The following is a 17,470-nucleotide window of genomic DNA, read 5'->3' as shown; positions in this document are numbered from 1 at the left end:
GAGCTTTCCCCCTACCCCCTGCCGCGCAATTCCTCGCCTCTTCTCGCCCAGCCGGCGGCGATGGCGCGCCCGAGCGGCGCGAGCGCCGGAGGGCTCGCAGCCGAGTCCCGCCCATAGAGAAAAGCGTCGAGCGCGGCGAGCTGCGCGCCAATGTCCTCGCGCGTCACGACCGCCCGCCAGCCCGCGCGATCGGCCTGCGCCAATTGGCTCGCCGCGCGACGAAATGCGGCGGCGTCCCCGGCGCGGGCGGCGCGGCGCAACGCCCCGAGCGCCGCTGGCCGGCGCGCGAGACGTCGCTCGGATGATGCGGCGGCGAGAAGAAAGACGAGAGCCGCCGTCGCGACGAAACTCGCCAAAGCGGCGATCAGCGGTTGCGGCGCCAGCAGGCCATGGCTCTCGCGCAGTCTCGCCGCGGCCCGCTCGCGCGCGGCCTCGATGAAAGCGACGCGGCGCTCGGGCGCGACCGCCTCGCGCATTCTGCGCGTCGCTATATCGAACCAGGCGATGCGGATCGGCGGCGCGAAGGCGGAGATGGACGACACCGGACGCACGCTCCAGCGATAGACGGCGCGCGCGATCGGCCCTTGGTCGGTGACGATCGTCCGCCGCTCGACCGGCGCGGCGAAAGTGATGATTCCGGGCGCGCGGAAATTGGGCAGCGGCGGCAGGCGGTCGGCGGTGACGCCCTCGGCTTCCACCGTGACCGTGCGCCGCGCCGTCTCGCCGAAGGGGATTTTGTCCGGCTCCGGCTCCCAGGCGTCCGAGATGCGCAGGCTCTTGGCCGGCAAAAAACTCTCGCCCGGCGGCGCGAGGCCGTCCCGCGCGCGCACCTCGATCTCGAAAGGCGCGGAGGCGTATTCCGCCTCGACCTTGCCGCTCTCTTCTATGCGATAGGCGATGCGGCGCGTGAAGGGCGGAATCGTCAGCCGCCCGGCGCGCAGCGGATAGATCATCAGCACGCGCTCGACGACCGGCGTCCAGAAACCGTCGATCATCTCCTCGCTCGAGGAATCGACGCCGAATTGCTGCCAGTCGAAATCGACGAGAGAGGGCTGGATGATATGGTCCAGCAAAATGCGGCCGCGTATGGCGGAGCGCAGCACGAGGCGCAGCGGCTCGCCGACATAGGGCGTCTCGGCCGGCAGCTCGACGCGAATCTCGACGCGGCCGACCGGCGCGTCATTCTCCTGCGCCGCGACGCGCGCGAATGAACAGAGCGCGAGGCAAAGAACGAGCGCGAGCCGCAGCAGCATCAATCGTCCTCCTCCAACGCGCCGCCGCCGGCGCGCAACCGCCGCGCCTTCTCGGCGGCGATGCGCAGCTTCAGGAAACGGCCGGGATCGTCGGCGAGGCTCTGCAGCCATTCCGGGCTCGGCCGCACGGAGCGCGCCTCGAGGCGCCGGCGCACGCGGCGGTCCCGCTCATGCAGCAAAGCGGCGACGTCGATCTTCTGCCCGCCGGTGCGGCCCGCGCCCTCCGAGGCGCCGACGGCGCCGGTCGCGCCGCTGCCGCTCTCTGTCGCCTCGCCCTGCCCCTTGCCGACTTTGGACGCCTTGGCGCCGCCCCGCTCGCCTGGACGCGAGCGCGTCTCGCGATCGCCGGCTGCGCCTTCGCCCGAGCCGCTGGCGTCATCGTCCGGATTGGCGCGCGCACGCTGCTGGGCCGTGGCCGGCGAATTGGCCGTGGCGGCGCCGTCGGCGTTCTCGCGCTCGATCAAGCCGAGCAGCAGATCCTTGTTGAAGGCGGCGTCTTCATCGTCTGGATCGGCCTGCAAGGCGCGGTCATAGGCGGCGATCGCCTCCTCGTAACGTCCAGCGAGCGCGAGCGCGCCGCCGAGATCATAGGCGCTCGCTGGATCGCGCGCGAAAGCCGCGGCCGCCTCCTCCCACCGCCCCGCCGCATAGAAGGCGACTCCCGTCCAAGCGGGATCGGCGAAGACATGGGCCGCAGCGGACGAAAGCCCCAGCGCCAATAGCGCGCGGCCGGCGAGCTGGGGCCCGAGCGTCCAGCCGGCGCCGAAAAGGGAAAGGAGCAGGAGGAGAGCGAGGGCGAGCCTGAAGGCTCGCGGGCCAGGGAGCGCATCGGACCGCGAGTCTTCAGGCTCGCGTCGCAACGAATCGTGCGACGTCATTCGCCCCTCCCGCGCAGCACGAGGAGCAGCGGCGCCGCCGCGAGAATGAGGATGAAGCGCCCATAGTCCCGCCATTCCAGCGCGCGCAGCTCGCCCCGTCCGACATGGGCGACCCCGCTCGCGGCGATTTCTTCGGCGATCTCCTGCGGATGGGCGGCGTCGCCGGCGCGGCCACGGCCGGCGACGGCGAGCGCCGACATGGCGGCGCGGCGGGCGGGAGCGAGCGCATCCGCCCCGGCGCGGGCCGAGACGAACATGGTGTGGACCCTATGCCCCTCCCGCGCCAGCGCGGCGGCGAGACGTTCGGCGCGGGGATCGACGCCCTCGCCATCGGAAATCACAGCGACATCCGCCGCCACGATCTGCGCTTCGCGCAGCAGGCGGCGGGCGAAGGCGAGCGCGCGATCGGGCTTGGTTCCGCCGTCGGGAACCGTCATGTCGTCGATGGCGAAGAGAAGCGATTGGAGCGCTTTCGCATCATCGGTCAGCGGGCTCGCCAGATAGGCGTCGCCGGCGTAGAGCGCAAGGCCGAGCTGCCTCGCGCCCGAACGCTCGAGCAGGAATTGCGCCGCCGCCACCGCCTGCGGCAATCGCTCGCCGCGGGAGACGTCCAGCAAGATCAAGGTCGCGTCGAGATTGCGAAACTGCTCCGCGCCGGGCGTTTTCAGCGCCGGCCCGCAGAGCGCCAGAGCGATGAGCGCGACGCTCCAGAACAGCGGGCCGTCGCGCCGCGACGCGCCGCCGATCACATGACGACGCGAAATGGCGGCGAGCAACGACGGATCGACGACGCGCCGCCAATCGCCGAGCGCGTCGCGCCGTCGCGTCGCGATCAGCAGCAAAGCGAGCGCTGGCGGAACGAGCAGCCAGAACGGCCGAAGCAGAGCGAAATCGCCGAAGTCGATCATCGCCGCTCTCTCGTCGAGAGAACGAGCGCCGCCGCGGCGACGAAAGCGAGCGCGCCCGGATAGATCCAGAACTCGCGAAAGATGATCGTCGGCGGCGCGGGAGCGGGGCCGGCGACGAGCGCCTCGATGGCGCGCGTCGCCGCGCCGAGCTCCGCGCCGGTGCGGGCGCGAAAGGCCGCGCCGCCGCCGATCTCGGCGATGTGCTGCAAGGCCGCGAAATCGACGGCGTCTGGATCGTCGGGCTTGCTGGATGTGTCGTCCACGCCGAGGCCGATGGTGAAGATTTTAACGCCCATGCCGCGCGCCAGCTCGGCGACGGCGGCGGGCTCGCTGGAGCCGGTGTTATTGGCGCCGTCCGAGAGAAGAATCACGAGACGCGAGGGCGCTGTCGAGTCGGAGAGGCGCTTCAACGCGAGGCCGAGCCCTTCGCCGATCGCGGTGGAGCGGCCGACGAGTCCGATCTCCATCTCCTCGAGCGTCGCGCTCACTGCGCGAAGGTCGAAGCTCGACGGCGCGGCGGCGAAGGCCGTCTCGGCGAAGACGACGAGGCCGATGCGATCGCCGGCGCGGCGGCGGATCAATTCCGCGCCGACATGTTTCAACACGGCGAGACGACTCGCGGCGACGCCGTCGAGCTCGAAATCCGTCTTGGTCATGCTGCCGGAGAGATCGAGCGCGAGCATTATGTCGCGTCCCGCGGCCGGCAGTGCGGCGACCTCGCCCGCGACGCGCGGCCCGGCGAGCGCGAGCACGAGACCGATCCAGGCGAGCGCGGCCGCGATCTCGCGCCAGGAGAGTCTCAAGCGATTTGCGGAGGCGCCGGCGCCGAGCCGCTCGCGAATGGTCGCCGGAAGCGGCAGGCCGCCGCCCGGCGCCGCGCGGACGCCGAAGAACGCGCGCAGCAGCAACGGCGCGGGCAATAGCGCCAGAGCGAAGGGCGTCGCCAGCTCGAGCCCGTTCATCGGTCGAGCCTCGCCAGCAATTTCCGCAAGGCGCGATCGAGCGTCTCGCTCGGATCGTCGGCGCGCTGGCGATAGAGCGCGTCGCCATAGGCGCGGCCCTCTCCTTTGCTGAAGAGAGTCGTCGCGAAGATCACGTCGAGGCGCGCGAGCCAAGGCTCGCCATGCAGACTCACGACGCCTCCGTCGAGCGCGCCGGCGACGTCGCGCAGCATTTTCGCCTGCGCCGCGAGCCTCTCGGCCGCCGGCAGAGCGCGCGCCGCCGTGAGCGCCGAAAGCGCAGCGCGGCGTAGAGGCCGGCGGCGCCGGAGCCAGAACAGAATGGCGAGGGTGAGCGTTGCGGCGGCGACGCCGCCGGCGAGCGCCATGAGGGCGATCTCCGCCGTTCCGTCCGGCGGCGGCGCGCGCAGCGGCCGCAATTGCGTGATGAGCTCAGCGGGAGCGGCCATCGAAACGCTCCCCATCGAAGCGCTCGAGCGCGCGCGCGATCGTCTCTGCGTCGAGGCCCGCGTCGATCTCCAGCGCGCGCGCGCCGAGCCGGCGCAGACGCGCCTGACGCGCGTCCGCCGTCGGCGCCGCGCCGCGCGCGATGCGCAGCACGCCGGCGTCCTCGCGCGTGCGAAACGGATAGAGCCCTGTCGGCGGCGCCAACTCGAAGCGATCGGCGACGAGCAGGACGGAAAGATCGCGCCGACGCGTGATGCGCCCGACGATCGTGTCGAAACCATCGCCCGGCGCATCGAGCGCCGTGGCGAGCGTCATCGCGGACGATCCGCCGACGCTCTCCATTTCCTCGAGCGCTTCTGCGAGCGGCGGCTCGTATCTCTCGGCTTTGTCGTCGAGAGCGGCGCGATGCGCCTCGGCCAACGCGACGAGCAGCGGCGGGAAGCTGCGCGCGCCCGTGGCCCAGCCGAAGACACGCGCGCCCGCAGAACCGATCGCGGCGAGACCGACGCGGCCGTGTCCATCGATCACGCGCCAAGCCGAGGCGACGACGGCCTCGGCGGCGGCCACCGAACGAAAGGCGCGGCGCGTGCCGAACAACATGGATGCGCGAAAATCGACGAGGTAGAGCGCGCAGCGCTCGCGCTCATCGTGAAAGGTGCGGACATGCGGCGCGCCCGTGCGGGCGGTGACATTGCGGTCGAGGCTGCGAATATCGTCGCCGTCCGACCAGGGCCGCACGTCATAGGTCTCGGCGCCGCGTCCGCGCCGACGCCGGACCACGCCGCCATGCGGCGCAGCGGCCGCGGCTCTGCGCGCGTCGCTCCGTGCGGAGAGCAGCCGCAGACGCATCAACGCCTCGACCTCGAGATCGACGCCGGCGACGCGTCCCTCCGCCGCGCTCATGCAGGCGGGACCGCGTCGAGATAGGCGCGGATGATCGCGCGCGGCGTCTCTCCCTCGGCGAGCGCGCGCCAGCCGAGAATGGTGCGATGCGAGAGAACATCGACGGCGAGCTCGCTCACATCCTGCGGCGCGGCATAATCGCGCCCGTCGAGAAAAGCCCGCGCCTTGGCCGCGGCGGCGAGCGCCAGCGTGCCGCGCGGCGAGGCGGGATGCTCGATCTTCGCCGCGAGCTCGGGCGCGGTCGACGCATCGCGCGGCGCGGTGACGAGGCGCACGATATAATCCTTGATCGCGGCGGAGAGAAAAACCGACTTCGCCGCATGGCGCGCGGCGGCGATCTCCTCCACCTCGAGCGCCGCCGGCGGCGCGACGGGCTCGCCCTGCTCGCTCTCGACGAGATCGAGAATGAGGCGCTCGGTCGTCGCATTCGGCAATGCGAGCTCGACATGAAGCATGAAGCGATCGAGCTGCGCCTCGGGCAGCGGAAACGTGCCTTCGTGCTCGATGGGATTTTGCGTCGCCACGGTCATGAAAGGATCGGGCAGCGCATGGGTCGCGCCGGCGATCGTCGCCTGACGCTCGGCCATGGCCTCGAGCAGCGCCGATTGCACTTTGGGCGGCGCGCGATTGATCTCGTCGACGAGCAGCAGCGAATGGAAGATCGGCCCCGCGGCGAATTCGAAGACGCCTTTGTCCTGCCGCCAGATCGACGTGCCGGTGATATCCGCGGGCATGAGGTCGGGCGTGCATTGAATGCGCGCGAAGGAGAGGTTCGAAGCGCTGGCGAGCAGCTTGACGGCGCGCGTCTTGGCGAGGCCGGGCGCGCCCTCCAGCAGCACATGGCCGTCGGCGAGAAGGCCGATCAGCAGCCGCTCGACCAGCGCATCCGCGCCGATGAGACGCTCTTGCAGAAATGTCCTGATCTCCGCGATCCGGGCGCCCGGATCGCCGGAGCGGCCTTGGGTGACAGTGCGAAGCGGTTCCGTCAGATTCATGCGATGGGTCCATCGGCCGCAGTTGCGCGGCACCGACGGACTTTCGCCTCTGAGGCGTGCATTGTCGAGGGAAAACAGACCAGAAGAAACGGGCAATTTTCCCGATTTATCAGAGAATTCGACCCATGACGCGGAGGCCGCCGCAGCCGCCGCCCCACTCGATCGCCGCCCGACCGGCCTATTGACGGCGCTGTCCCACCATCTATACCGATAATGCGAACGGTTGTTTCGGCTTCCGTTCGGGCCATTTCGCGAGCGTAAGCCTTTTCACCGTCCGGACCCCGATGATGCGCGACTATCTGGGAAGACTCTCGCGCGCCCGAGGCGGCGCTTTCGCACGCGGTGGGCGATAATGTCCCCCGGCGAGACGAGCGCCATTTTCTTGGTGGACCAGGCCTCGCTGCGCGCGACGCATGGGCTCGACGAGTCGACCTTCGACGACGTGCGCTTCGTCGGCGCAACGCTCTCGCCCCGCGTGCCGGAGCTGATCGAGGATTTCTACGCCTGGCTGCGCGGCTTCACCGATTTCGCCCATTTCTTCGCCGATCCACGCATGCTGCTGCGCGTGAAGGCGCAGCAGAGGGACTATTGGACGGATTTTCTCGCCGCGGAGGTCGACGACGCCTATGTCGAGCGCCGCCGCGTCATCGGGCGGACGCACGCACGCATCGAGCTCGGCCTGCTGATCTATCTGCTCGCCATGGAATTCGTCTCGGCATGGCTGCGCCGCGCGATAGAGGCTGACGAGCGGCTGCGCGAGAACGCCACCGCCGCGCTTTCCGTCCGCAAGCTGATCGCCTTCGACTCGGCCATCGTCGTCGACACTTATGGCGCGCTCACGGCGCAAAATCTCGAGGACCATCGCGAGCGCCTGCATCATGTCGCCAGCGTGATGCGCGCGGTGACGGAGGGCGATCTCGACCGTCGCATCGAGCTCGCCGGCCCCGGCGACATTCTGGGGCTTTCGCTCAATGATCTCGTCGACAGCCTGCGCGGCGTCGCCGGAGAGATGGAGACGATCGCCGGCGGCGATTATTCCGCGCAGCCGGCGCCGCGAAGCGAGAAGGATCAGCTCGGCAAATCGCTGCAGGCGATGACCCGCGCGCTGCGCGAGGCCGCCGAGCGCAACGAGCGCCAGATGTGGCTCGCCGAGAACGAGACCGCGCTCGGCCAGGCGATGAGCGGCAATCCGACGATGCGCGAGCTGGCGCATCGCGTGCTCTCGCTGCTCTGCCGCGCGCTGAACGCGCAAGTCGGCGCGCAATATGTCGCCGAGGACGGCGGCGCGACGCTGCGCCTCGCCGGAACCTACGCGGCGGCCGGCGGCATGCGCGAGCGATGGCGGCTCGGCGAGGGCCTCGTGGGACAGGTCGCGCTGGAGAAGCGGCGCGTCATGGTGACCGACATTCCCGAGGATGGGCTCAACATCCATTGGGGCCTCGGCGAGACGCCGCCGCGCCATCTCGTGATCTTTCCGCTGCTGCACGAAGGCGAGACGCGCGGCGTCATCGAGCTCGGAGCGCTGGCGCCCTTCTGCGAAAGGCGTCTCCATTTTCTCGATTTCGTCTCGAGCGGCGTCGGACAGGCGATCGGCTCCGCGGAGGCGCGGGCGCGCATCGAGCAATTGCTAGAGGAATCGCGCGCGCAAGGGGAAGAACTCACAGCGCAGCAGGAGGAGCTGCGGCAGGTCAACGACACGCTGGAGGAGCACACGCGAGCGCTCGAGCTGCAGAAGGAGAATTTGCTCGCGACCGAAGCCGCGCTACGGCAGAAGGCCACGGAGCTCGAGCGGACGAGCCGCTACAAATCGGAATTTCTCGCCAATATGTCACATGAGCTGCGCACGCCGCTCAACAGCTCGCTCATTCTGGCGAAGCTGCTCGTCGACAATAGAGACGGCAATCTCGCGCCCGAGCAGATCAAATATGCGCAGAGCATCTATTCGGCGGGCAATGATCTGCTCGTGCTCATCAATGATATTCTCGATCTCTCCAAGATCGAGGCCGGCAAGATCGAGATCGATTTGGAGCCGACGGCGATCGCCCCGCTCGTCGCCGATCTCGAGCGCCGGTTCGAGCCGCTGGCGGCGGAGCGGCGGCTGCAATTCTCCGTCGTCGTCGAGCCCGGCGCGCCCGACACGGTCGAGACCGATCGCCAGCGCCTTCAGCAGATACTGTCCAATCTTCTCGCCAATGCGGTGAAATTCACCGAGCGCGGCGGCGTGCGCCTCGCCGTTCGCCGGGAGGATTCGCAGCGGGTCGCCTTCATCGTGGAAGATACGGGGATCGGCATAGCCGGCGACCAGCAGGAGGCGATCTTCCAGGTCTTTCGTCAGGCCAATGGCGCAATCAACCGGAAATTCGGCGGCACGGGCCTCGGACTCTCCATCTCGCGCGAATTCGCCGAGCTCCTGGGCGGCGTGCTCACGGTGCATAGCGAGCCGGGACGCGGCAGCGCCTTCACTCTGCTGCTGCCGTTGCGCGCGGATGGCGCGCCGGCGCCGGCGCCGGTCGCAAAGCGCGACGAGGCGCCGCCCCAACCCGTGGAGCGCCCACCAGCGCGGATCGCCGACGACCGCGACGCGGTCACCGATTCACGCCGCGTCGCGCTGATCGTCGAGGACGACCCCGCCTTTGCGGAAATCCTCCGCGACCTCGCGCGCGAGCTCGGCTTCAAATGCATCATCTCCGGCGCGGCCGGCGACGCGCTGCTGCTGGCGCGACAATTCCGTCCAGAGGCCGTGGTGCTCGACATCGGGCTTCCGGACCAGTCGGGCCTCACCGTGCTCGAGCTGTTGAAGCGCGATCCCGCGATCCGCCACACGCCGATCCATGTGGTGTCTGTGCATGATTATCAGAAGGTGGCGCTGGAGATGGGCGCCGTCGGCTATATATTGAAGCCCGCCAAGCGCGAACAGATCGTCTCGGCCTTCCGCCTGCTCGAGGAGCGGCTCGCGCGCGACAAGAAGGCGATCCTGATCGTGGAGGACGAGGGCGTCCAGCGCGCCGCGCTGATCGACCTCTTGTCCGCCGCCGATGTGGAGATCGTCGCCGTCGCGACCGCCGAGGAGGCCTTGCGCGAGATCGCCGACCGGCCCTTCGACTGCGTCGTTCTGGACCTCATGCTGCCGGGCGTGAGCGGCTTCGAATTCCTGGAGCGCGTGAGCCGCGACGAAATACGCGCCGCGCCGCCGGTGATCGTCTATACGGCGCGCTCGCTCAGCATCGACGAGGAGCAGAAGCTGCGGCGTCTGTCGAAATCCATCATCGTCAAAGGCGCGCGCTCGCCGGAGCGCCTCATCGAGGAGACGACGCTCTTCCTGCATCAGGCGGAATCGAAATTGTCGCCCGAGCAGCAGCATATGCTCGAGATCGCGCGCAGCCGCGACAATGTTCTCGACGGCCGCCGCCTGCTGCTGGTCGAGGACGACGTGCGCAATATATTCTCACTGACCGCCGTGCTCGAGCGCGAGGGCGTCGCGGTGCAGATCGCCCGCAATGGCAGGGAGGCGCTGGAGCGCATCGATCACGATCCGGCGATCGACCTCGTTCTGATGGATCTGATGATGCCGGAGATGGACGGTCTCACCGCGATGCGCGCGATCCGCGAGCGCGAAGCGAAAGCCGCGCTGCCGATCATCGCGCTGACGGCCAAGGCCATGCCCGACGACAGGGAGCAATGCCTCGCGGCCGGCGCCAATGATTATATTTCCAAACCGATCGACGTGGAGAAGCTCTTGTCGCTGATCCGCATATGGATGCCGAAATGATCGCTCTCGACGCCGACGAAAAAACCGAGATCGAGCTGGACCTCTTGCTCGAGGCCATCTACCGGCTCTACCAGCACGACTTTCGCGGCTATGCGCGCTCCTCGCTGCGACGCAGTGTCGCGCGGGCGCAGATCGCGCTGCGATGCGCGACGATCACCGATCTGCTCGATCGCATCGTCCATGACACAGGCGCCTTCGCGGAAGCGCTCCGCCATCTGACCATCCAGGTGAGCGATCTGTTCCGCGATCCCGGCTATTTCCGCCGGTTGCGCGAGACGATCGCGCCGCATCTCGCGACCTATCCGTCCCTGCGCGTCTGGATCGCGGGCTGCGGCACGGGCGAAGAGGCCTATTCGATCGCCATTCTCCTGCATGAGGAGGGGCTGCTCGAACGTTCGCTCATCTATGCGACCGACATCGACAAAACGAGCATGGCGGTCGCGCAGACCGGCGCCTACGAGCTCTTCCGCATGGGCGGATTCGCCGAGAATTATCACGGCTCCGGCGGGCGCGCGACGCTCTCCGACTATTTCATCGCCCGCGGCGCATATGCGACGATCGTTCCCTTTCTGAAGCAGCGCATCTTGTTCTGCGACCATAGTCTGGCGACCGACTCCGCCTTCGCGGAAATACATCTCATCTCTTGCAGGAATGTGCTCATCTATTTCGACAGGGCGTTGCAGGATCGCGCGATCGGCCTGTTTCGCGAGTCGCTCTGTCCGCGCGGCTTCATCGGCCTCGGGCCGAATGAATCGCTCACCTTTTCGCGTCATGCGTCTTCTCTCGAGATTCTTTCGACTGACGAGCAGATCTATCGGGTGAAATGATGAGAGCGATCGAAAACTCTTCGAACCCGTCCGGCCGTCGGCGGTCGTCGACGGCCAATTTCGACGCCGGCCGCACGTCCAAGCTTCCTGTCGTGCTCATCGTCGACGATTTCGCGGAAAATCTGATCGCGATGGAGGCCATGCTCCGCTGCGACGAATTCGAGATCGTCACCGCGCAATCGGGTCGCGCCGCGCTCGACATTCTCCTCGACAGGAGCGTCGCGCTCGCCATCATCGACGTGCATATGCCGGAAATGGATGGATTCGAGCTGGCGACGCTGATGCGCGGCGTCGAGAAGACGCGCTATGTGCCCATCGTCTTCGTGACCGCGCATTCGCCGGACGTCGCCCGCATGTTCAAAGGCTATGAGGTCGGCGCCGTCGACTATCTGTTCAAGCCGATCGACCAGCAGGTGTTGCGCGGCAAGGTCGACGTCTTCGTCACGCTCGAGCGGCAGCGCCAGCAGCTGCTGCAGATCGAGCATATGCGCGAGATGTTCGTCGGCATTCTGGGACACGATCTTCGTAACCCGCTGCAGAGCATTCTGACCTCCGCCGAGCGCTCGCTGACGCATGCGCAGGACGACAATCTGCGCAAGGCGCTGCAGGTCATTCGCCAGAGCGGCGGCCGCATGGCGCGGATGATCGAGCAGATCCTCGATTTGACGCGCATCCGAGTGGGAAGCGGGCTCGCCATCCGGCCCGCCGCTGCGGATTTTCGGCGAATCGTCGAGCAGATCGCCGATGAATTCGCCGGGCGCGACGGCGCCCTTCGACTCGACTTCTACGGCGACATGCAGGGCGCCTGGGATGTCGACCGCATTCTTCAGCTCTTGTCCAATCTCGTCGGCAACGCCGTGGAGCACAGTCCGCCGGGCTCGGAGATCGTGCTGCATGTCGACGGCGCCTCGGCCGACTGGCTGAGGATCGATGTCTGCAACGAAGGACGCGGCGTGCCCGGCCCGCTCCGCGACGCGCTGTTCGAACCCTTCACCAGCGGCGACCGCATGCGCGGGCTCGGGCTCGGTCTGTTCATCTGCCGGCAGATCGTGCTGGCGCATGGCGGAACGATCGAATACGAATCGGACGATGATCACGGCACGCGCTTTCGCATTCTGCTGCCGCGCCGCTGCGCGATCGAGACCCGCCCCACCTTCGAGCTCCGCGACGCCTTCGGCGACGGCGCTCGCATGGGTTTCGGCCCGCGAACATCCCGCGTGGGCGTGATCCTCGTCGTCGACGACGACCCGGATGTGCGCGACTCGCTCGAGCTGCTGCTGACGACCGAGGGCCATGAGGTGCTCTCGGCGGCGGACGGCGACGCGGCGACGGAACTCGTGGTCGCCCGTCGCGCCCGACCGGACATGGTCATCATAGACTATCATCTGCCGAACGGCGCCCATGGGCCCATCGTCGTGCGGCGGCTGCGCGAATTGCTCAACCGCGACCTGCCGGCGCTGGTGCTGAGCGGCGGCCCCACGGACGCGGAGGCGGGCCGCATCCCGCTCCAGAACAGCGCGCAGCTCGGCAAGCCGGCGGATGTCGAGCGCCTGCTCGAGACGATACAGAGGCTGCTCCTCGCGAGCGCGGGACAGTCGTGAGCGGGCGAGGCTCCGCCGGCGCGAGCGGCGCTTTTTCCCCTTGACGCTTCCGCTTCGATTGTCGACCCTCGGACAATGGAGATTTTGCGGCCTCGCTCCAGCCAGATCGCGCGCGCCTTTTCGAGGGGCGTGATCGCGCTGCTGTTCGTTCTGCAGACGCTGGCGCTTCTGCCGGGCGAGAGCCGCGCGCGCGACCGCTCGAGCGCCGCCGCCGTCGCATCGGGCGAAATCTGCCGGCCCTCCTCCGACGGAGTCCATCCGGCCCACGACACGCTGGACCACAGGTGCCGCCATTGCGCGCTATGCCCGCTGCGCTGTGACACCGCATCGTCCGGCGCGGGGCTTCCGGCCTCCATGCTCGCCCTGCCCCCGGCGCGCAGCGACGCCGCCTCCGGCCCGCGGCCCGTGGGAAATGCGGAGCTGCGTCCGGTTCGGCGCATCGTCTCCTGGTCCTCGCGCGCGCCGCCGCTCGGCTGATCGCCGCGCGCAGCGCCCCTCGCGGCCGCGCGCGCCCATCCACGCCTCGACGACGAGCCGCCAGGGCGCCAGCGCCCGGCGGGAGAGACAGGCCGTCGGAAGCCGATCATGCTTGACGAGAAATCCAACTTCCTCCGCGAGCTGTTCCTGCGCCACAAGCGGGATCTGCTCAATTATCTGAGGCGCCGCGTAGGCCCGGAGGACGCCTCCGACCTGCTGCAAGAGACGTTCGTGCGCGCGCTCCGACGCTCGGAATTCGACACTGTCGCCGATCCGCCGGCCTTTCTGCAGCAGATCGCCGTCAATCTCAGCCGCGACTTCGCCCGCCGCCGCCGGATCGAGGCCGGTTGCCTCGAATTCGGCGATCCGCCCGAAGAAAAAGCCTCGGAAGAGGCTGCGCCCGGCGCCCGCCTCGAAGCCGATGAGAAGACCCGGCTGCTGCGGGAGGCCGTGGAGGCGCTGCCGCCGCGCTGCCGCGAGGCCTTCATTCTCTATCTCTCCGAGCGGCTGCCGCTGGACGAGGTGGCGCGCCGACTCGGCGTTTCACGCAATATGGCGCAGAAACATGTGCGTCTCGCCTTCCAGCGCTGCCGCGCGGCGCTGGACTAGAGTGTTTTCGAGCGAAGTGGGAACCGGTTCGCGTGAAGAAAACACGACAGAACAAGGAGATCTAGAGTCATTCCGGTTCAATCTGAACCGGAATGACTCTAGAGTGTGTTTCCAGCCGAAGAGGATGCCGGTTCGGCGTTGGAAACGCGTCAAAACAAAGGCCTAGATTTTCCGGCGCGAGCCTCCTTTTTGGCGAGCTCGCGCGTCGACCATAAGGAAGGCACGGCCTCGCATGACAAGGGAATCGGCGTCGTCTCGATGAGCCCGAAAGACCAAAACAGCGCGCGCGACGCTGCGATCGACTGGCTGATGCGCCGCAATGAGGGCCGTCTGTCGCGACGCGAGCAGCGCGCATTCGACGCATGGCTCGCGGCCGACCCGGCGCATCGGGCCGCCTTCGGCGATATTTCGGAAATGTTCGGCCGACTGACCGAGATGCGCTTCGATCGCGCGACGGCGCGCGCCTCGCGGCGTCGGCCGCTCGCGGCGGCCCTCGGCGCCGCGGCGGCGCTTTTTCTCGGCGTCGCCTTTTTCGACGATCTGTCCCTGCTCATTCAAGCGGATGTCTATGCTGGACCCGGCGGCACGAAATCGGTCGCCTTGCCGGACGGCTCGCACGCCCAGCTGGACGCGCGATCCGCCATAGCGCTGCGCTATGAGGGCGGCGAACGGCGCGTCGCTCTGCTCGCGGGCCAGGCCTGGTTCGAGGTCGCGCCCGATCCGGCGCGGCCCTTCGTCGTCGAGGCCTCGGGCGGAACGGTCACGGCGCTTGGCACCGCCTTCGACGTCTCTGTCGAGCAGGAGACGACGCGCGTCACCGTCGGCGAGCATCGGGTCTCGGTCGCGAGCGGCGGTCGCGCCGTCACCGTGGGCGAGGGCGAGCAGAGCGCCTATGCGCCGGGCGCCGCCGCGCTGCCGCCCTCGCACGCCGATCTCACCCGCGCCACCGCCTGGCGCAACGGCTCGCTCATCTTCGAGAACGCCACGCTCGGTGAAGTGGTCGCGACGCTCGGCCGCTATCACCGCGGCCATGTCTTCTTCGCCGATCCGCAGATCGCCACGCGCCGCGTGACCGGCGTGTTCGGCGCCAATGATCCCGTCGAGGCGCTGCGCGAGATCGAATCCGCGCTCGGCCTGCGCATGGTCGCGCTGACGAGTTATCTCATCGTTATCTACAGCTGACGTTGTCTCCGTCGCGCGAGAAAATTTATTCTTCGTGCGACCTCCTCGCCGCCCCGCTCGTGCGTCGGTCACGATAAAGGGGCGCAGAGCCCCGCGGCAGGGGATCTCGGACTATGGCGAAGCGGTTTGTTCGGAGCGGCGGAACGAGCAAGGGCGAGGGTAAGAGAGTGGGATCGACGCTCGCAATGACGGCGTTCGGCGCGCTGGCGATCGGCGCGGGCGCCGGCGATTCACCGGCGCAGGCCTCGATCTCCGCGCAAGAGCGCCTCGGCTGGGTGCAGGCCTATGACATCCCACGCGGCCCCATGGCGCCGGCGCTCAACGCTTTCGCCTATGTCAATGGGCTGCACATCGCCTATGACGCGCGCGTCACGCAGCGTTTGACGACGCCCGGCCTCGCCGGCGCTTATTCGGTGCGCGAGGGATTGAGCCGTCTGCTCGACGGAGCGGGTCTCGCCTATCGCTTCTCCGACAATGGCCGCGCCGTCTCCATCGTGCTGGCGCAGAACGATCGCGCGACGATGAATGACGCCGGCGGCGCGACACCGCTGCCGACGATCGACGTCGGCGCCGACGCCGCGCGCCCGAAGTCCAGCGGCGCATCCGGCGCCGCCAAAGGGCCCGGCGACCGCCATACGGGCTATACGGCCGAGAGCGCGCCGACGACATTGAAGACCGACACGCCGCTGCTGAAGTCGCCGATATCGGTGCGCGCGGTCACGCGCCAGACGATGGACGATCAGCAGGCCATCTCCGTCGGCGACGCCGTGCTGACCAATATCTCCGGCGTGACGCCGATTCCCAATCTTCTCGACGTCTACAAGATCCGCGGCTTCTCCGTCTCGCAGAGCACCTATAAGAACGGCCTGATCGAGCTTCGGTCGCGATATCTCGACACGGCCAATCTGCAATCCATCGACGTGCTGAAAGGCCCGGCCGCCATGCTGTTCGGACGCAGCGAGCCGGGCGGCCTCCTCGATCTCGTCGTGAAACGGCCTCTGGAGACGCCCTATTACTCGATACAGGAGCAGGTGAAATCCTTTGGCGGCACGCGCACGACGATCGACGCGACCGGCCCGCTGACGGCGGACAAATCCCTGCTCTATCGCGTGAACGCCGAATATTATCGCACCGATTCCTATCGCGATTTCGTCACCGATCGCAATTTCTTCGTCGCGCCGACGATCTCCTATCGGCCGATCGAGCAGTTCCGCATCAATGTCGATTTCGAATATCAGAACAAGACCTGGGTCGATGATTACGAGCTGCGGCCGGCGGTCTATGATCATCCTGCGAATATTCCGATCTCCCGCTATCTCTCCGCGCCCTATCTCACCACCAATCTCAAAAATCACTTCGACAAGAAGCGCATCGCCTATGATTGGACCTATGACATATCGAAGGATTGGAGCCTCACCAATCGGCTGAGCTATACGAGCCTCGGCACCACCAATGGCAATGTCGCCGGCGCCGGCTTTAATCAGATCACCGGCGTGCTGAGCCGCACTTACGTCTATTTCCCCGGCAATACGGACAACACCTTCGCCACCAATCTCGATCTCAAAGGCAAGTTCGAGACCGGGCCGCTATCCCATTCGGTGCTGGTCGGCTTCGACTATCTCAGCAATTATTGGGGTATGAAGAGCCAGATCATCACGCCGATCAGCGCCATCAACATCTATGCCCCCAACTATTACACGCTCGACGTTCCGCGCGGCGGCGGCTTTGCGCATTCCGGCGAGCAATGGACCGGCGTCTATGGGCAGGACATGATCTCCTTCTTCGACGACAGCGTCCATGTGCTGCTCGGCGGACGCTATGATTGGAACGCCGTGAGCTCATCGGGCGGCTATAATTCCAATTGGTTGACCGGCTACGGCAATTACAAGACCGTCTATTCCTCTGCCTTCAGCCCGCGCGTCGGCGTCGTCTATCAACCGCTGCCCTTTATGTCCGTCTATGGCAATTTCGCGCAATCCTTCGGCTCCAACAACACGACCAATTACAGCATGCCGCAGCCGCCGCAACGCGGCGAGATATGGGAGGCAGGCGCCAAGGCGGAGTTCTTCGACAAGCGCCTCACGCTGACCATGGCCTATTTCGACATCACCAAGACCAATATTCCGACGGCCGATCCGCTCAATTCGACCATCACCTATCTGATCGGCAAAGCGCGCAGCCAGGGCTTCGAATTCGACCTCACCGGCCGCATCGACGACAATTGGAGCGTCATCGCCAACTACACCCATGACGATGTGCGCACGGTCGAGGGCTCCGCGGCCAATGCGCTCACCGTCTACAACAGCAATCTCGCTGTGGCCGGCAAAGTGCTGGCGTCGAGCCCGCGCAACTATGGCAATCTCTGGGTGAAATATGACGCCGACGACGCTTTCAAAGGGCTGAGCCTCGGCGCCGGCCTCACGGTGACGGGCAGCGCGCTCGGCGACAACGCAAATTCCTATGTGCTGCCGGGCTATGCGCTGCTCAATGGCATGATCTCCTATACGACGAAGATCGACGATTTCACCGTGACGGCGCAGATCAATGTGAAGAACATCACCGACACGGTCTATTATCCCGCCTCGCAGGATCGCACCTATATCAAGACCGGGACGCCGCGCACTTTCCTCGGCTCGCTGCGCGTGGAGTTCTGAGACGGCGC

General features: G+C 67.3%; 14 protein-coding genes. 7 read left to right on the top strand and 7 right to left on the bottom strand.

Translation table 11 applies throughout. The features are described 5' to 3' along the window. Positions 1 to 11: 11 nt before the first annotated feature. Genes IY145_RS14340 through IY145_RS14310 form a run of 7 tightly spaced genes read right to left on the bottom strand, consistent with a single transcriptional unit; the run spans position 12 to position 6,343 of the window. Positions 12 to 1,253, bottom strand: coding sequence for a BatD family protein (locus IY145_RS14340; RefSeq protein ID WP_196408827.1), 1,242 nt, complete (start codon positions 1,251 to 1,253; stop codon positions 12 to 14). Next, the gene (locus tag IY145_RS14335) at positions 1,253 to 2,131 is read right to left on the bottom strand and encodes a tetratricopeptide repeat protein (protein WP_196408826.1); all 879 of its coding nucleotides are present in this window, start codon (positions 2,129 to 2,131) and stop codon (positions 1,253 to 1,255) included. The genes IY145_RS14340 and IY145_RS14335 overlap by 1 nt, the downstream gene beginning before the upstream one ends. Further along, positions 2,128 to 3,039, bottom strand: a complete 912-nt coding sequence (locus IY145_RS14330; protein WP_196408825.1) for a vWA domain-containing protein — start codon at positions 3,037 to 3,039, stop codon at positions 2,128 to 2,130. The genes IY145_RS14335 and IY145_RS14330 overlap by 4 nt, the downstream gene beginning before the upstream one ends. Then, on the bottom strand, positions 3,036 to 4,001 hold the full coding sequence (locus IY145_RS14325) for a VWA domain-containing protein (RefSeq protein WP_196408824.1): 966 nt from the start codon (positions 3,999 to 4,001) through the stop codon (positions 3,036 to 3,038). The genes IY145_RS14330 and IY145_RS14325 overlap by 4 nt, the downstream gene beginning before the upstream one ends. After that, complete coding sequence (locus IY145_RS14320) at positions 3,998 to 4,447, bottom strand: DUF4381 family protein (RefSeq protein WP_196408823.1); 450 nt, start codon at positions 4,445 to 4,447, stop codon at positions 3,998 to 4,000. Before IY145_RS14320 ends, IY145_RS14325 begins: the two co-directional genes overlap by 4 nt. Beyond that, a complete protein-coding gene (locus IY145_RS14315; protein ID WP_196408822.1) occupies positions 4,431 to 5,348 on the bottom strand; it encodes a DUF58 domain-containing protein in 918 nt (305 codons plus the stop codon). The genes IY145_RS14320 and IY145_RS14315 overlap by 17 nt, the downstream gene beginning before the upstream one ends. After that, positions 5,345 to 6,343, bottom strand: a complete 999-nt coding sequence (locus IY145_RS14310; RefSeq protein WP_196408821.1) for a MoxR family ATPase — start codon at positions 6,341 to 6,343, stop codon at positions 5,345 to 5,347. The genes IY145_RS14315 and IY145_RS14310 overlap by 4 nt, the downstream gene beginning before the upstream one ends. 352 nt (positions 6,344 to 6,695) lie before the next feature. Between IY145_RS14310 and IY145_RS14305 the strand changes: the two genes are divergently transcribed. The 7 genes from IY145_RS14305 (at position 6,696) to IY145_RS14275 (ending at position 17,462) form a co-directional block, all read left to right on the top strand. After that, positions 6,696 to 10,112 (top strand): response regulator, encoded by a 3,417-nt coding sequence (locus IY145_RS14305; RefSeq protein WP_196408820.1) that lies wholly within the window; start codon positions 6,696 to 6,698, stop codon positions 10,110 to 10,112. Next, positions 10,109 to 10,939 (top strand): protein-glutamate O-methyltransferase CheR, encoded by an 831-nt coding sequence (locus tag IY145_RS14300; RefSeq protein WP_246722036.1) that lies wholly within the window; start codon positions 10,109 to 10,111, stop codon positions 10,937 to 10,939. The genes IY145_RS14305 and IY145_RS14300 overlap by 4 nt, the downstream gene beginning before the upstream one ends. Next, positions 10,936 to 12,540, top strand: coding sequence for a response regulator (locus tag IY145_RS14295; protein WP_196408818.1), 1,605 nt, complete (start codon positions 10,936 to 10,938; stop codon positions 12,538 to 12,540). The genes IY145_RS14300 and IY145_RS14295 overlap by 4 nt, the downstream gene beginning before the upstream one ends. A 75-nt stretch (positions 12,541 to 12,615) precedes the next feature. Continuing rightward, positions 12,616 to 13,017, top strand: coding sequence for a DUF2946 family protein (locus tag IY145_RS14290; protein ID WP_196408817.1), 402 nt, complete (start codon positions 12,616 to 12,618; stop codon positions 13,015 to 13,017). A gap of 108 nt (positions 13,018 to 13,125) precedes the next feature. Further along, complete coding sequence (locus tag IY145_RS14285) at positions 13,126 to 13,626, top strand: RNA polymerase sigma factor (RefSeq protein ID WP_196408816.1); 501 nt, start codon at positions 13,126 to 13,128, stop codon at positions 13,624 to 13,626. 189 nt (positions 13,627 to 13,815) lie between these two features. Continuing rightward, on the top strand, positions 13,816 to 14,808 hold the full coding sequence (locus tag IY145_RS14280) for a FecR family protein (RefSeq protein WP_312030592.1): 993 nt from the start codon (positions 13,816 to 13,818) through the stop codon (positions 14,806 to 14,808). A gap of 167 nt (positions 14,809 to 14,975) precedes the next feature. Beyond that, positions 14,976 to 17,462 carry a TonB-dependent receptor gene (locus IY145_RS14275; RefSeq protein ID WP_196408815.1) on the top strand — a complete coding sequence of 829 codons (2,487 nt, stop codon included), beginning with the start codon at positions 14,976 to 14,978 and terminating at the stop codon, positions 17,460 to 17,462. Positions 17,463 to 17,470 lie beyond the last annotated feature (8 nt).

The organism is Methylosinus sp. H3A (assembly GCF_015709455.1).
GTDB lineage: Bacteria > Pseudomonadota > Alphaproteobacteria > Rhizobiales > Beijerinckiaceae > Methylosinus.
Note: the sequence above shows the minus strand (reverse complement) of the source record. Positions and strands in the feature narration are given on the sequence as shown.

Bases quoted from the DNA above. Each gene is read 5' to 3' on its own strand.
- IY145_RS14340 (WP_196408827.1), bottom strand. From the start codon at position 1,253: ATGCTGCTGCGGCTCGCGCTCGTTCTTTGCCTCGCGCTCTGTTCATTC.
- IY145_RS14335 (WP_196408826.1), bottom strand. From the start codon at position 2,131: ATGACGTCGCACGATTCGTTGCGACGCGAGCCTGAAGACTCGCGGTCC.
- IY145_RS14330 (WP_196408825.1), bottom strand. From the start codon at position 3,039: ATGATCGACTTCGGCGATTTCGCTCTGCTTCGGCCGTTCTGGCTGCTC.
- IY145_RS14325 (WP_196408824.1), bottom strand. From the start codon at position 4,001: ATGAACGGGCTCGAGCTGGCGACGCCCTTCGCTCTGGCGCTATTGCCC.
- IY145_RS14320 (WP_196408823.1), bottom strand. From the start codon at position 4,447: ATGGCCGCTCCCGCTGAGCTCATCACGCAATTGCGGCCGCTGCGCGCG.
- IY145_RS14315 (WP_196408822.1), bottom strand. From the start codon at position 5,348: ATGAGCGCGGCGGAGGGACGCGTCGCCGGCGTCGATCTCGAGGTCGAG.
- IY145_RS14310 (WP_196408821.1), bottom strand. From the start codon at position 6,343: ATGAATCTGACGGAACCGCTTCGCACTGTCACCCAAGGCCGCTCCGGC.
- IY145_RS14305 (WP_196408820.1), top strand. From the start codon at position 6,696: ATGTCCCCCGGCGAGACGAGCGCCATTTTCTTGGTGGACCAGGCCTCG.
- IY145_RS14300 (WP_246722036.1), top strand. From the start codon at position 10,109: ATGATCGCTCTCGACGCCGACGAAAAAACCGAGATCGAGCTGGACCTC.
- IY145_RS14295 (WP_196408818.1), top strand. From the start codon at position 10,936: ATGATGAGAGCGATCGAAAACTCTTCGAACCCGTCCGGCCGTCGGCGG.
- IY145_RS14290 (WP_196408817.1), top strand. From the start codon at position 12,616: ATGGAGATTTTGCGGCCTCGCTCCAGCCAGATCGCGCGCGCCTTTTCG.
- IY145_RS14285 (WP_196408816.1), top strand. From the start codon at position 13,126: ATGCTTGACGAGAAATCCAACTTCCTCCGCGAGCTGTTCCTGCGCCAC.